Annotated in this window: 18 protein-coding genes; 14 read left to right on the plus strand and 4 right to left on the minus strand. The window is 37.0% G+C overall.

Annotated features, from left to right (window positions below):
- Position 1 precedes the first annotated feature (1 nt).
- Positions 2–589, plus strand: a complete 588-nt coding sequence (locus tag N3C60_02525; protein MCX8083773.1) for a lysine exporter LysO family protein — start codon at positions 2–4, stop codon at positions 587–589.
- Between the two features lie 29 nt (positions 590–618).
- Positions 619–2,007: a pyruvate kinase gene (gene pyk, locus N3C60_02530; GenBank protein MCX8083774.1), complete on the plus strand. Its 1,389-nt coding sequence runs from the start codon at positions 619–621 to the stop codon at positions 2,005–2,007.
- Here pyk and N3C60_02535 read toward each other — a convergent pair.
- Positions 2,004–2,678: a TIGR00730 family Rossman fold protein gene (locus N3C60_02535; GenBank protein MCX8083775.1), complete on the minus strand. Its 675-nt coding sequence runs from the start codon at positions 2,676–2,678 to the stop codon at positions 2,004–2,006. The two genes, pyk and N3C60_02535, sit on opposite strands and share 4 nt — an antisense overlap.
- 177 nt (positions 2,679–2,855) lie before the next feature.
- On the opposite strand from N3C60_02535, the gene N3C60_02540 reads away from it, so the two are divergent.
- The 12 genes from N3C60_02540 (at position 2,856) to rpsI (ending at position 10,872) form a co-directional block, all read left to right on the plus strand.
- Complete coding sequence (locus N3C60_02540; GenBank protein MCX8083776.1) at positions 2,856–3,800, plus strand: sodium-dependent bicarbonate transport family permease; 945 nt, start codon at positions 2,856–2,858, stop codon at positions 3,798–3,800.
- An 8-nt stretch (positions 3,801–3,808) separates the two neighbouring features.
- Entirely contained in the window at positions 3,809–4,111 is a 303-nt protein-coding gene (locus tag N3C60_02545) for a hypothetical protein (protein MCX8083777.1), read from the plus strand.
- Between the two features lie 12 nt (positions 4,112–4,123).
- The gene (locus N3C60_02550) at positions 4,124–5,290 is read left to right on the plus strand and encodes a 5-(carboxyamino)imidazole ribonucleotide synthase (GenBank protein MCX8083778.1); all 1,167 of its coding nucleotides are present in this window, start codon (positions 4,124–4,126) and stop codon (positions 5,288–5,290) included.
- On the plus strand, positions 5,287–5,784 hold the full coding sequence (gene purE, locus N3C60_02555) for a 5-(carboxyamino)imidazole ribonucleotide mutase (GenBank protein MCX8083779.1): 498 nt from the start codon (positions 5,287–5,289) through the stop codon (positions 5,782–5,784). Before N3C60_02550 ends, purE begins: the two co-directional genes overlap by 4 nt.
- A gap of 130 nt (positions 5,785–5,914) precedes the next feature.
- Complete coding sequence (gene ffh, locus N3C60_02560) at positions 5,915–7,261, plus strand: signal recognition particle protein (GenBank protein ID MCX8083780.1); 1,347 nt, start codon at positions 5,915–5,917, stop codon at positions 7,259–7,261.
- A gap of 14 nt (positions 7,262–7,275) precedes the next feature.
- Positions 7,276–7,536: a 30S ribosomal protein S16 gene (gene rpsP / locus N3C60_02565; GenBank protein ID MCX8083781.1), complete on the plus strand. Its 261-nt coding sequence runs from the start codon at positions 7,276–7,278 to the stop codon at positions 7,534–7,536.
- Positions 7,537–7,562: 26 nt separating this feature from the next.
- Entirely contained in the window at positions 7,563–7,793 is a 231-nt protein-coding gene (locus tag N3C60_02570) for a KH domain-containing protein (GenBank protein MCX8083782.1), read from the plus strand.
- A 36-nt stretch (positions 7,794–7,829) separates the two neighbouring features.
- A complete protein-coding gene (rimM, locus tag N3C60_02575) occupies positions 7,830–8,345 on the plus strand; it encodes a ribosome maturation factor RimM (protein MCX8083783.1) in 516 nt (171 codons plus the stop codon).
- The gene (gene trmD / locus N3C60_02580) at positions 8,332–9,636 is read left to right on the plus strand and encodes a tRNA (guanosine(37)-N1)-methyltransferase TrmD (GenBank protein ID MCX8083784.1); all 1,305 of its coding nucleotides are present in this window, start codon (positions 8,332–8,334) and stop codon (positions 9,634–9,636) included. Before rimM ends, trmD begins: the two co-directional genes overlap by 14 nt.
- Positions 9,633–9,989 carry a 50S ribosomal protein L19 gene (gene rplS / locus N3C60_02585; protein MCX8083785.1) on the plus strand — a complete coding sequence of 119 codons (357 nt, stop codon included), beginning with the start codon at positions 9,633–9,635 and terminating at the stop codon, positions 9,987–9,989. The genes trmD and rplS overlap by 4 nt, the downstream gene beginning before the upstream one ends.
- A 56-nt stretch (positions 9,990–10,045) precedes the next feature.
- Positions 10,046–10,471: a 50S ribosomal protein L13 gene (gene rplM, locus N3C60_02590; protein MCX8083786.1), complete on the plus strand. Its 426-nt coding sequence runs from the start codon at positions 10,046–10,048 to the stop codon at positions 10,469–10,471.
- Between the two features lie 11 nt (positions 10,472–10,482).
- The gene (gene rpsI / locus N3C60_02595; protein MCX8083787.1) at positions 10,483–10,872 is read left to right on the plus strand and encodes a 30S ribosomal protein S9; all 390 of its coding nucleotides are present in this window, start codon (positions 10,483–10,485) and stop codon (positions 10,870–10,872) included.
- Between the two features lie 42 nt (positions 10,873–10,914).
- On the opposite strand, the gene N3C60_02600 is transcribed toward rpsI, so the two are convergent.
- The 3 genes from N3C60_02600 to N3C60_02610 are packed head-to-tail and all read right to left on the minus strand — an operon-like array spanning position 10,915 to position 14,923.
- Positions 10,915–11,463 carry an isochorismatase family protein gene (locus N3C60_02600; GenBank protein MCX8083788.1) on the minus strand — a complete coding sequence of 183 codons (549 nt, stop codon included), beginning with the start codon at positions 11,461–11,463 and terminating at the stop codon, positions 10,915–10,917.
- Positions 11,463–13,931: an ATP-binding protein gene (locus tag N3C60_02605; GenBank protein ID MCX8083789.1), complete on the minus strand. Its 2,469-nt coding sequence runs from the start codon at positions 13,929–13,931 to the stop codon at positions 11,463–11,465. The genes N3C60_02600 and N3C60_02605 overlap by 1 nt, the downstream gene beginning before the upstream one ends.
- Positions 13,928–14,923, minus strand: coding sequence for a hypothetical protein (locus N3C60_02610; protein ID MCX8083790.1), 996 nt, complete (start codon positions 14,921–14,923; stop codon positions 13,928–13,930). Before N3C60_02610 ends, N3C60_02605 begins: the two co-directional genes overlap by 4 nt.
- Between the last annotated feature and the right edge of the window lie 62 nt (positions 14,924–14,985).

Here is a 14,985-nt window from a genome sequence, read left to right on the forward strand (position 1 = left end):
AATGTTAATGATTTCTGCGATTGGCTTAGGGGTGTTTTTAACTCAAAACGGTATTGTACCATATCCCCTAATACACTATTCAAACGATATAACAGATTATGCTCTGTACATGCTACTATTTTTTGTGGGATTTGAAATAGGTAGGGACAAAGAATCAATGAAAAGACTTTTTACCGCTGACAGGTTTGCTTTCGTTGTCCCAATAGGTACAATTATAGGAACGTTTATTGGTGGGGTGCTAGCAGGTATTGTGTTACAGATGGAAATGAAATATGCTTTGGCTATAGCCTCTGGGTTTGGTTGGTACTCTCTTTCAGCGGTGATGATAACTAAATCCATTGGGGCTGATATGGGATCTATTGCTTTTTTAGCAAATGTTTTCAGGGAAACTATAAGTATAGTTAGTATACCGATTATTGCAAAAAGAATTAATGGTTTTGTTGCAATTGCACCTGCTGGAGCCACTTCTATGGATACGACACTACCTATAATTCAAAGATATGGTGGTGATGAGGCAGCTGTTGTGGCCTTTATACATGGATTTGTATTAAGTGCACTAGTACCAGTTTGTGTTTCATTTTTTATATAGCCTGATATAATGTAATATTAGGAGGCTATATGAAAAGAACCAAGATAGTAGCAACACTGGGACCGGTATCGTCCAATGAAGATATCATCAAAAACTTAATACTTGAAGGTGTCGACTTATTTAGACTAAATTTTTCCCATGGTGACCATGGTTCCCATCTGGAAAGTCTTGAAAAAATAAGAAGGGTTTCTGCGAAATGTGGTAGATACGTCGGGGTGCTTCAGGATCTGGGGGGGCCAAAGATAAGGCTGTTGGAAGTGGAGGAGCCATTTGAGATCCATAGCGGAGAGAGAATATTTTTTAATAAAAATATAAAAGCTTGCACAAGAGATGAACTGAATATCAATCATCCAGAAATACTGGATCAACTAAAAGTGGGTAGCAGGGTATATATAGCGGATGGTTTGGTAAGGCTCGAGATAGAGGATGTAGGGGATAGGATACTGGCTAAGGTTCTTGTGGGAGGACGCATTAGTTCCAAAAAAGGTGTAAATTTTCCCAATATAAAGTTGAACATCCCATCCATTACAGAAAAGGATAGGCAAGATGTCCTTTTTGCAATCGAGCATGGTTTGGACTATATAGCGATGTCATTTGTCAAAAGAGCTGAGGATGTCAAAGAGCTGAAAGAGTTTATTTTTTCGAAAGGTGGAAGTATCCCTGTAATTGCAAAGATAGAGAAACACGAGGCGATAGAGGATATAGATAACATAATAGATACAGCGGATGGTGTTATGGTGGCTCGTGGCGATTTGGGTGTGGAGATAGATCTGGAAAGGGTACCTGTAATTCAAAAGATGATAATAGCAAAAGCAAACGAAAAAAACAAACCTGTCATTACAGCAACACAGATGCTAAATTCTATGGTGTCACTCCCAAGACCTACAAGGGCTGAAGTATCCGATATTGCCAATGCAGTACTTGATGGAACAGATGCTGTAATGTTATCGGATGAGACTGCAGCAGGTGCCTATCCTGTGGAATCGGTGAAAGTGATGAAAAGAACCATTATAGAAACAGAAACCATATATGAATACCACAGGGCAAGAAGGGCAACTGGGGAATATGCGATCCCTTATTCAGGGACGGAATTGGCTAAAAACACTAAAATAGATAAGATTGTGGTGTTTACGAGCACTGGGGCATCTGCTATTAGAACCTCATACTTTAGGCCAAAAAGTAAAATAATAGCTAACGTAACCGATATAAATGTGGCAAGGAAACTTTCCCTTATATGGGGTATTGAGCCGAATATGTTGGTCCTTAAAAGCGATGACAGTGAAGGACTAGTTGCAGACTTTTTAGAAAAAGGGTTGGAGGATGGTATCCTACAGAAGGGTGAGAAGATCATAATTATTATGGGCTACCCAGCAGGAGTTCCAGGAACTACAAACCTTTTGAGAATATTAGAGGTTTAGATATAGAGGAAATCTTTGATATACTCCAGGATCTCTTCTGGTTCTTCCATTATCTTGATGAGCTCTAAATCTGTCTCTTTTATGAAATTAGACATGAGCATCTGATCTTTGATCCATTGTATGAGCCCACTCCAAAATTTGGAATCGACGAGAATAAGTGGGAAGGGAAGGATCTTTTTGGTTTGGATAAGGGTTAGGGCTTCGAAGAATTCGTCCATTGTGCCAAAACCGCCAGGAAAAATAACAAAAGCTTTTGCATATTTTACAAGCATTACTTTTCTCACAAAGAAATAGTTAAAAGTGATAACCTTTTTGGCATAGGGGTTTGGTTTTTGTTCGAAGGGTAACTCGATGTTTAGACCTACTGACATACCACCTGCTTCACTGGCACCCCTATTAGCTGCCTCCATGATTCCAGGGCCACCACCAGTAAGCACAGTGATCCCCTCTTTAGCTAACAATTGACCTAATTTTCTTGCTTTACGGTAATCAGGATGATCCTCTTTTATCCGGGCAGAACCGAAGATACTCACTGCTGGCTCTATCTTAGAGAGATTTTCAAAACCTTCTACAAATTCTGAAAGAATTTTAAAAACTCGCCAGGTATCACCTACTTTTAAATTATCTATTAGGTACTGGTCATTGTGCATATTGTTTTTTGAGTCATCCATATACTGTGGTCTCCTTAGAAAGATTTATTTGTCTATACTTACAATAATATAATGTGTCAATAAATGAAATTAAGAAATAGATAATAAATTTATAGATTAAAGGAAACATAGATAAGAATTGTAAATTGAAAAATAGAAAATTATTGATTTCAACGATAAAATTATTTATAAGTAGATATGAATTCTATAGATCCAGTTATACTTTTTTTTATAATTGGTTTGTTATCAGGGCTACTTAAATCAAACCTAAGATTACCATCTGCAATTTATGATTTCTTAAGTATTGTATTACTTTTATCGATAGGGATCAAAGGGGGTATAGAGCTAGCTAAAAGCAGTATAGTATCTCTTTTACCGCAAATTATTACCTCAGTTTCAGTGGGTATTTTTCTGCCTATTATAGCCTTTTTTGTTCTTTTTAAAGTATTCAAGCTAAGTAGAGCTGATTCTGCTTCTATAGCAGCACATTACGGTTCTGTTAGTGTTGGTACGTATGCTGTTGCTGTTGCATATATGATCAATAGAAATATTTTTTTTGAACAGCACATGCCATTGTTGTTAGCGATTATGGAAGTTCCAGCAATCATTATAGGAATCATCTTGGCTAAGGGCTTTAGTTACGAGGAAAACTGGAAGCAGATTCTCCATGATGTCTTTTTAGGAAAAGGGATCGTTTTATTGGTTGGAGGGATTATTATAGGCTTGGTTGCTGGAGAGCAAGGTATAGCTAATATTAAGGGGTTTTATATTGATCTTTTTAAGGGCTTTTTAACACTATTTTTATTGGAAATGGGAATACTTGCTTCGATGCAAATGAAGTCGGCTACAAAATATTTTGTCCCAATTTTGATATTTGGTATATGCATGCCTATCTTTTCAGGCGTTGTTGGGGTTTTATTGGGAGCGATTAACGGTTTATCTGTAGGTGGGACAGCGATGTTTGGTGTGCTTTGTGCGAGCGCATCTTATATAGCAGTACCAGCTGCTATGAGGATTGCATTACCTGAAGCAAATCCTACATTGTCCCTATTAGCATCTTTGGGAGTTACATTCCCTTTTAATATCATTTTAGGTATACCTATCTATTACAAGTTAGCAATATATGTAAACAATTTTATATGAGGTAACATATGCTTACACATACCAAAAAGAAATTGACAATTGTTACTGAAGCAATATTAGAGGAGATAATTATAAAAGATTTAGAATCTCTTGGTGTTAAAGGGTATACCGTGACAGATGCTCGAGGTAAAGGAAGTAGAGGGATGAGAAATGCTTCATGGGAAGCATCCAGTAACATAAAGGTTGAAGTAATTTGTGACGAGAGTCTTGTGGCTAACATATACACTTCTATGAAGGAGAAATATTATAAGAATTATGCTATGATTTTATATGTGGAAAATGTAGAAGTATGGAGGGAACATAAGTTTTAGCAAAGGACTGTGATGGAAAAGTTAAAAGATAAATTGATGAGGTCATCCCTTAAAATAGGGATCATAGCTGGTGGACAGCTTGGAAAAATGCTTATTCAAGAGGCAAGCAAGTGGGATATAGCAACGTATGTTCTTGATGCAGACCCGGAGTGTCCTGCTGGGGCACTGGCCACAAAATATATAAAAGGTAAACATACAGATTTCAAAGATGTTTATGAGTTTGGAAAAGAGGTGGATCTATTAACCTTTGAGATAGAGTCGGTGAATATAGATGCTCTTAAACAGCTGCAGCAAGAGGGGGTACAAATATCACCAAAACCTTTTATCCTTGAGATAATCCAAGACAAAGGTTTACAAAAACAGTTCTTATTTAAAAACGATATAAACACCGCATCTTTCAAGCTTTATAACGGTAGGGACGAGATTCTTGATGCCCTTAAAAAAGGGGCAATTAAGTTACCTTTTGTTCAAAAGTTGAGAAAGGGTGGATATGATGGTAAAGGTGTAATTGTTATAGAAGATGAAAGGAAGCTTAATGATGTAGTTGATGTGCCATCTGTTGTTGAAAAAAAGGTTGATATTGACAAAGAGGTTTCACTCATTATTGGTAGAAACAATTCAGGAGATATCAGATGCTACCCTGTAGTGGAGATGGTCTTTGATCCTACTGCAAATCTATTAGATAAGCTTATCAGTCCTGGAAATATTGAACAAGCTCAGGTTAGGAAGATGGAAGAGTTGGCCATGAAGATTGTAAACTCCTTGGAAGTTGAAGGGGTTCTGGCTATTGAGTTTTTCATTGATAAAAATGGTGAAGTACTGGTAAACGAGATGGCCCCCAGACCCCATAACAGTGGTCATCACACCCTCGAAAGTGTCATGACTTCCCAGTTTGAACAGCATCTAAGAGGTATCCTTGATCTACCTTTGGGTAGTACCAAGATCATAAAGCCTTCGGTGATGATAAATATCCTTGGAGAGGATGGTTACGAAGGGCCGGTAAGGTACGAGGGGTTGGAAGAGTTATTCCGGATGGAAGGTGTTAATATTCATCTTTATGGTAAGAAGATAACTAGGCCCTATAGAAAGATGGGTCATATTACTGTACTGGGTGATAGTATAGAAGAGGCGAGTTTAAAAGCTGAAGAGATAAAGAAAAAAATAAAGGTAAGATCATGATGAACTTAGTTAGTATTATCATGGGGTCTGATTCAGACCTATCTATTATGAAAGATGCAGCGGAGATACTGGATTATTTTGGGATAAAATACGAAATAGATATTGTATCTGCCCACCGAACTCCTGATAAGATGTTTGAGTTTGCAATGAATGCCCATAAACGTGGTATAAAAGTTATAATAGCAGGTGCAGGTGGAGCGGCTCATTTACCCGGAATGGTGGCAGCAATTTCTCCACTACCTGTTATTGGGGTGCCGATTAAATCTAGTAATTCCATTGATGGATGGGATTCAGTATTATCTATACTTCAAATGCCAGCAGGAGTACCAGTAGCTACAGTGGCACTAAATGGAGCTAAAAATGCAGGGATATTAGCTGCACAGATAATAGCTACCTCTGAGACATCGATATTAGAAAAGGTATCAGCCTATAAAGAGGAGCTAAAAAGACAGGTGCATGAAAAAAGTGAAAAGGTAAAAAAGAAAGCTGGTTGATATACTACAGAATGAATAAAACAGGTATAGCCAAAGTTTAGTGTTAAAAAAAATCTTGACAAGATTATTGTTGTTAACTATATTAACCCTCCACAATTAAATACGTAGTAGCGGGTGATAAGGTAGAAAGATGTTTGCTGCGCTAAATGAAAAGCTCCAAGGGGTATTTCGTAAACTCCGTGGAGAAGTAAAACTTACTGAGGATAATATCAAAGAAGCCATTAAGCAGGTTAGGTTAGCACTGCTTGAGGCCGATGTCCATTATAAAGTTGTAAAAAAATTCATAGAGAATGTCCAATCAAAAGCCATAGGTGAGATAGTATTAAAGTCTCTTACACCTGATCAAGTCTTTATAAAGCTTGTTCATGATGAACTTGTAGAGATATTAGGTGCAAAAACATCAAAGATAAATCTAAAGCCTAACCCACCCACTGTAATAATGCTCGTGGGACTTCAGGGCTCCGGTAAGACCACTACAGCAGGTAAGCTTGCAAGATACTTCCAAAAAGATGGTAGAGATGTCTTGCTGGTTGCAGATGATATATATAGACCTGCAGCCATAGATCAATTGATTGTTTTGGCTAACCAACTCAAGGTGGATGTATTTTCAGATAAAAACAGTAAAAATGCGGTGGATATTGCTGTTAGGTCGATCGAACAGGCTAAGAGATCTGCAAAAGATATTGTTGTAATAGATACAGCTGGGCGTCTGCACATCGATGAAGCGCTAATGGAGGAGCTGAAATCAATAAAAATTGCAGTGGATCCAGATGAAATCCTTTTTGTGGCAGATGCTATGATAGGGCAAGATGCCGTTAATGTGGCAAAGCAGTTCCATGAGGCATTGGGTATTACCGGGGTTGTTTTTACAAAGCTTGATGGTGATGCCAGAGGTGGAGCAGCTCTGTCTATAGTGGAAGTTACTGGTGTGCCAATAAAGTTTGTAGGTATGGGGGAAAAGCTGGATGCTTTTGAGCTCTTCCATCCGGACAGAATGGCATCCCGTATCCTGGGGATGGGGGATGTGGTAACACTTGTAGAAAAAGCTCAGGAAGCCATCGATGCTGATGAAGCAAGGGAGATGGCTAATAAAGTTGGAAAGACAGGGTTTGACTTCAACGATCTTTTACAACAGTTTAGAATGATAAAAAAGATGGGTTCCCTCGAATCGATTATGAAACTTATTCCGGGCTTTTCGGCAATGCCGGATCTGAATATAGATGAGAAACAGTTTAAAAGGATTGAGGCAATCATATTTTCTATGACACCGGAGGAGCGAAAAAAGGCAAGTATAATCAATGGAAGTAGAAAAAAACGTATAGCTAAGGGGAGCGGTACCTCTGTAAACGATGTAAACAAACTCATTATGCAATTAGATCAGATGAATAAAATGTTGAAAAAATTTAAAAATAAATTTGGTGGAATGAATAAGCTTGACAAAAGGATGTTCAAGAATATGTTCCCACCAATGCGTTAAAAGGAGGTGTTTAAGTGGCTACAAAGATCAGATTACTCAGAATGGGGCGTAAAAAAAGACCTTTTTATAGGATCGTGGTGGCTGATAGTAGAGCAAAAAGGGATGGTAGTTTTGTAGATATAGTTGGATATTACAACCCCTTACCTGATCCAGCAGAGGTAAAGATCGATGAAGAAAAAGCGTTAAAGTGGCTAAAAACCGGTGCTATCCCTACAGATACTGTGAGAAGCCTTTTTTCAAAAGCCGGCATAATCAAAAAATTTGTAGAACAATAAGAGAAAACAGATAATGGAGGTGCCAGATGAAACAGTTAGTAGAATTCATAGTTAAGTCTCTTGTGGATAAGCCTGATCAGGTTCAGGTTAGAGAAGTTGATGGTGAGAAGACCACGGTTATTGAATTGAGAGTGGATCCTGCAGACCTTGGGAAAGTAATAGGTAAGCAGGGAAGAACTGCAAGATCAATTAGAACAATTTTAGGTGCTGCAGGAATCAAAAAGGGTAAAAGGGTAGTTCTTGAAATCCTTGAATAAATCAGGAGCCCGAAAGGGCTCTTTTTTGACGAAAAGATGAAGTTTATCAGGATAGGTTATATTAAAGGTACTCATGGGCTTGATGGTGAAATGAAGATTGTGATGAATACTGACAATATAGATCTAATTGATAAATTGGACTATCTTATGTTGGGCAAGGAACGGAAGGTGCTTTTTTCTGATGAAATAGAATATCTCGAACCTCAGAAAGATATGTATCTTGTCAAATTAAAGACGTTAAATGATATAGATGCTGCCTCTAAATATAAAGGTTTTGAAGTTCTAATACCTGAATCTGTGCTGCCGAATGAGGCTGAGGATGAAGTCTATTGGTTTAAGATAGATGGGGCAAAAGTTGTTGACCAAAAGGGGGCTGAAATTGGCATTTTATGTGATTACATAGAGTCAGGTAGTGTTGATGTGTTTCGAATTAAAGCAGGGGATGGTAAATTCTACCTCATATCTAACAATAAAGATCATGTAATCAGTATCAATGTGGAACAAAAGGTTGTAGTGATAAATGAAGATGGGCTCGTGGATGAAGATCTATAACGTGGTCACTATTTTTCCGGAAATGATGGATAGTATTTTTAAATATGGGGTTCTCTCTAAAGGGATCGAATCCGGTCTATTTAGGGTAAACTCCATCAATTTAAGGGATTATACCGAAGATAGACATAAGACTGTGGATGACTATCAGTATGGTGGTGGACATGGTCTTGTTATGAAACCGGAGCCCATTTACAAGGCACTTATGGATATAAAATCAAAATATTCAAACACAAGGGTGATTTTTTTGGATCCAAGGGGAGAGCGTTTTACCCAGAAGACAGCAGAGCGTTTAAACAGCTATGAAAATATTACATTTGTATGTGGTAGATATGAAGGGATTGATGATAGGGTTAGACAGCTTATGGCTGATGAGATGATCTCGGTGGGGGACTTTATTCTCACAGGCGGTGAGTTGGCGGCTGCAGTGATTATAGATGCGGTTGCAAGACTGATTCCGGAAGTGCTGGGAGATGAAAATTCACCCCATGAGGAATCGTTTACCACAGGGCTTTTAGAATACCCCCATTACACGAGACCTGCAGAGTTTATGGGGATGAAGGTTCCAGATGTTCTTATTTCTGGGAACCATGAAGAGATTAGGAAATGGCGCCTGACAGAATCTATAAAAACTACTTTACAAAATCGCCCAGATATGATATTTAAAAAATCTTTCTCTAGGGAAGAAGAGCAGATATTGTGGTCCCTTACTAGGGGGTCGAAGAGAAGACTCGATATTTATGTGGCTCTCATGCACTATCCCATGAGAGATAAGGAAGGGAATGTGGTTACCACATCGATCACCAACATGGATCTACATGACATCTCCAGATCCTGTAGGACCTTTGGTGCTAAGAACTACTATGTGGTAAATCCTTTGCCTGCTCAGAGGGAGATTGCCCAGAGAGTGGTAAAGCACTGGGTGAAAGGGTATGGTGCAGAGTATAATGAGAATAGAAAAGAGGCATTTGAATATACTATAATCACAGATAGCCTTACTTCTGTTATAAAGGATATAGAGGAAAAAGAGGGTAGTAGACCAACGATTATAGCGACAACGGCAAGGTATCAGGAGAAGGCTATAAAATTGGAAAAGCTCAAAGAGATAGCAGATAACCCCATTTTGATCCTTTTTGGGACAGGTTGGGGGTTTACAAAAGATGTGTTGGAGTTTGCAGATTATGTATTTGAGCCGATATATGGTGCCGGTGATTTTAACCATCTGTCGGTGAGAAGTGCTGTGGCTATATATTTGGATAGAATAAATAGATCGTTTCAGGAGGATATATTATGAAAAATAAGCTTATCGAAGCTGTTGAAGCTGAGGTAAAAACAAAAGAGATACCAACTTTTAGAGTTGGGGATACAGTGGTGGTAAATTTTAGAATTGTTGAAGGTAACAAAGAGAGGGTTCAGCCATATAAAGGGCTTGTGATTGCTATTCATAGAAATGGTGCCTCCTCTACATTTACTGTTAGAAAAGTAGTTGGTGATGTTGGCGTGGAGAGGATTTTTCCCCTTTATTCCCCACGGATAGAAAGTATAGAGGTGGAAAGAAGTGGTAAAGTTAGAAGAGCCAAGCTTTACTATATGAGGAAGCTAAGGGGCAAGGCTACGAGATTAAAAGAGAGAAGAAAAGGTTTTTAATATTGACAAAAAATGTATTTAAATAATATAAAATTTAGAATTAAAGAGGTAGGATAATGAAAACTACATGGATTAAAGAAAATGCACCTAAACAGTGGTATGAGGTAGATGCCACAGGTAAAGTTTTAGGCAGGTTAGCATCCGAAATAGCTATGATCCTCATGGGCAAAAGAAAGGCTATTTATACACCTTTCATAGACTCAGGGGACTTTGTTATAGTAACCAATGCGAGTAAAATTAGGGTTAGTGGTAATAAGCTAAAAGATAAGAAATACTATTGGCATTCCGGGTATTTTGGTGGTATTAAAGAGAGAACTTTGGAGAAGATGCTTCAGGAGAAGCCAGAAGAGGTTATATACCTTGCAGTAAAAAGGATGCTACCTAAGACGAGATTGGGCAGACATATGCTTAAAAAGCTAAAAGTTTATAATTCAGCAGAGCATCCTCACGCAGCCCAAAAGCCCATCAAGATAGAGATTTAAGGAGGAAGTTGATGTCAAACTATTTTTATGGAACAGGAAGAAGGAAGACTTCTGTAGCAAGGGTTTTTATAAAGCAGGGTTCTGGTAACATTTCTGTAAACGGAAAAAGTCTTGAGGACTATTTTGAAAGACCGGTTTTAAGGCAGATAGTTTTACAACCTATTGAAACATTGGGTGCTACAGGTAAGTATGATATATTTGTGACAGTGGCTGGTGGTGGGAAAACCGGTCAAGCTGGTGCCATAAGGCATGGCCTTGCAAGAGCTCTTGTGCAACTTGATCCAAATAATAGAAAGCCATTGAAGATTCAGGGCTTCCTTACTCGAGATCCGAGAATGGTGGAAAGGAAGAAGATGGGGAAACCAAAAGCAAGAAGGGATTCCCAGTTTTCAAAGCGTTAATAGTTATAGAGATATATTACAGCGGGGTTATACCCCGCATTTTTATTCTTTGATAATCCTAAGGGCTTCTTTAAATTCGTCTGTTCCGCCTTTTTCAAGTAGCTGGAAAATAACAGTTTCCGTGTTTGTGATGATAGCGCCTGCGTTTTCTAAATATCTCAGGGCATTTTTCCAATTATATTTTTTTGTGGAGAGTACGGCATCTGAGACAATAAAAACTTTGTAATCGGAATCCAATAGATCCAAAGCGGTTTGAAGTACACAGACATGGGATTCCATACCGCTGATGATCACGTTAGGATTGTCGGTGTTGAAATAATCGAAAAATCCCTCTTGTCTAACTGCAGAGAAATAGATCTTTTCAAAGTATCGATTTCCTAAGATATCGGTAATCTCTTTTACTGTATTACCGAGCCCATTTGTATAGTGTTGGGTGATAAAATAGGGGAGATTTAAAAGTTTTGCTATTTTGGCAAGCTTGATAATATTGCGCAGTTTTTCATGGTATATAAGACTATCCATGGCTGGGACTAACTTTTCTTGAATATCAATAAATAACAATGAGCTGTTGTTTAATTTTGGGAAAAACATCAGTGTTTACCTCCAAATTTTAAAAAGATCTGCTTTAATCTTTTTTGGTCATAAGGTTTTGGTAAGAAGTCAAAAAAACCATATTCAGGATAATGTTCCATTAAATCGCTATCGGTATAGCCGCTCATGACAACAGCTTTTACATCTGGGTCTATGGTCTTAATCTTTTCCAAAGCATATTTTGCACCTTTCCCAAGAGGAACTGTAATGTCAAGGAAAATAAGGTCAAACTTATTCTGATGTTTTAATGCATCTAAATAAAGCTCATAAGCCTCATCACCATTTTCTGCTATTGCAACTTTACATCCGAAAGCTATCAATAAAAGCTCCAAAGAGTCTCTGACGAAATACTCGTCATCCATAATCAATACGTTATAGTTAAAGGTAACATCTGTTATATTATTTTTGTCAAATTGGGGTGTGGGACACTTATCGCTTGAAGGTAGATAAATGGTAAACGTAGTACCTACACCCTCTTGAGTATCGATTGATATAAGACCGTTGTGCTTTTCTATGATCGATTTCGTAATATAAAGTCCAAGACCACTGCCGGTTTCTTTTGTGGTAAAAAAGGGTTGAAACACTTTATCCAAGTACTTTTGTGGGATACCTGGGCCATTATCCTTTAATACTATTTTTACAAATGGTATGTTGGTGGAATAGAGGGGTTCTAAAGAGATCGATACATCAAGGGTACCACCTTCAGGCATTGCCTGTTTCGCGTTTAATAAAAGGTTGTGGAAGACTTGTGCTATGAGGTTCTGATCCCCTTTAACATAACAGTACTGTTGGGATTTTGAAATATTGAAAAAAATGGTAGTACCACTTAAAACGAATCGGGCAGTTTCTGATATGAGGCTGTAGATATCGATGTCTTGTAAGGCGATATGTTCTCCCCCTTTAGATAATACAAGTAGACGGTTTGAAAGAAATTTGCCCCTTTCACACAGAGTAATAATCTGATCAGCAAACTCCTGTATCTGGGGATTTTGATCGAAGGTCAATCTTGCCACTAACATATAGTTATTTATTGCTGAGAGTATATTGTTAAAATCGTGTGCTATTCCACCTGCAACCAGACCTATTGTTTCAATCTGCTGTTTTCTTATCATCTCCTTCTTAAATTTTTCTTTGTCGGTATCATCCCTGAAGATTAAAACACCCCCTTTGACCTCATCCCCTACAATTATGGGAGCAGCTGAGTCTGATATAATCCGTTTATCACCATTTTTTGTTTTAAGGCTTGTATTATTGGAGATTTCAATGATGGTTCTATTTTGTAAAGCTTTTAGTAAGGGGTTTTCTACAGGTTGATTGGTAACCTCATTGTGTATTACAAAGATCTCGGATATATGTTTACCGATTACCTCAGAAAATGAATAGCCTGTGATAGCTTCTGCTGCCTTATTAAATAATTCGATGTTGCCACTTTCATCTGTAACAATTACACCATCACCTATGCTCATGATAGTTATATATAGTTCATCACGAAGGGACTTTATTGTATTAAATGAATTTACAAGATTTAAAGCAACGGTTCTTAGTTCATTGTCAGGAAATTTTGATATATCAAGAACTGTATCGGATGTAGAAGCAGAATTGGAAAAATCTTTAAGAGCTACTATGGGCTTGGATATATAACTGGATAGGTATTTAGCAATTAAAAATAGTAGAATAAGATATATGGTTATGATAAAGCCCACTTGGATATAAATCCTATTTAAATCAGCATTGATCACTTTAGATGAGATATTTATTCCAAAGATCAGATCGTTATCTCTTACTAAGTACACATAGTTAATATCTTTTTCATCTTTTTCATTCGGGAAAGGGAAAAGTCCATAGACGATACGCTCTTTGTTTTTAAAGAACTCTAACTCGGCTATGGAGATATTTTTCAAATAGATGGTGGGGTTTGTATGAAAAATTATTCTACCATCCATTTCTGCGATAAAAAAATTTTGACCATCCATTTGAAAATAGATATTTTCAAATAGTTTTCTAATGGAGTATCGATATATGACTGTCTGACCATTTGGTAAGAGGTGGGAGAAGTATATGAGTATATCGTTATCTATTATTTGAAATTTATCATTAGGAATATTGAGCTTTTCCCCTTTTTTAATGTAGTAGAACCTTGATTCACCATCTAAAATAACATTATCGCTATTTACTATGTAGATATCATAAAGTTCTTTTATCTTGAATATAAAATATTTTATATCATCCTGTAAGTGACCATATTTGAGTAACGTATTGATAAGTCTTTGGGGTATTCTACTTTTTGCAAAATCGATCTGACTTCTTAGATCTTTGTTAACCTGTGAAATCTGGTTGTATGATATATTGTTGTACTGTTCGTAGATATTGTTTTGCATTAAAAGTATGAATAAAATAGCTATAAAAAGAAGCGGGATTATGCTGTAAAAGAGCAGCTTTTTAAAAATATCTGTTGTTATCTTCATCATTTTATCACTCTATCAGCATAAGAATAGTATAGTTTGTTAAAAGGCATTTTTAATTTTGAAATAGCAGTTTCGTTTATGTATAGCTCCATATAATTGGGTAGTTGTATAGGCAGATACTTAGGATTGATCCCCTTTAATAGAAGATCGAGGTAATATGATGCCTGAATCCCGTCGTTATAAAAGGATTGGGAATATGCGATGGTTGCACCTTTTTTTACAAGATAAGTGTCAATAGCCATTATCGGTACTGCATACTTTTCAGCTAATTTTTTGATTTGTTCAAAATGTCTTACTGAGAAAGCGGAGGGTGCCATGAAGATACCGGTGGATGATGGATCTTCTATATGATATCTTGAAAAGATTTCTTTGTTATAGATAGGTGATAATATTACTTCTAAACCCAATTGTTGGGCAAAGGGAGTATACTCATTTAAATGTTTTTCCAAAAAAGTTTCTTCAAGTCCATAGAAAATGATGATCGTTTTAATGTTTGGAAAAGCATCTTTAAAAATCTGGATCCTTTTTTTATATGTTACAAAAGCAGCTCTTGATGGTCCGACAAAATTTGTGCCGGAGAGTTTTTTATCAAGGGATAATTTGCTTTCTATAGGGGAAGCAATCTGGTTATAAACAACAAAAAAATCAAACTTGCTGTTGTATTCTTTTATCTTGTGTGTTAGAGGGGTGGTTGTAGAGTAGATGATCTTTATACCTTTTTCGTGAAACCTTTTTAGTGTTGGTTCTACGAGGTTTAGATCACCATTTATATTAACGATATCAAAATCCACATGGTTGTGTCCAGTTTTTTTCAAGCCATCTTGAAGACCTAAAAAACTTTCTCTAAATTCTTCCGAGAAAAGTAAAACACCTACTAAATGGCGCTTGGAGTCGGAATTAGAGGTAGTCTGACTTAAGACTAAAATGATAACAACAGATAAGAGAAATACGCTGAGTAGTAAAACCCTTTTTTTATTTAAAGAAATATATTTCATATAGTAATTTTAACAGAGAATCGCTTTTTGTCAAATTTAATTTGAGTTCTTTTTTACTTGAC

Origin of the sequence: Calditerrivibrio sp., assembly GCA_026415135.1 — a bacterium.
In the GTDB taxonomy this organism is placed as follows: Bacteria; Chrysiogenota; Deferribacteres; order Deferribacterales; family Calditerrivibrionaceae; genus Calditerrivibrio.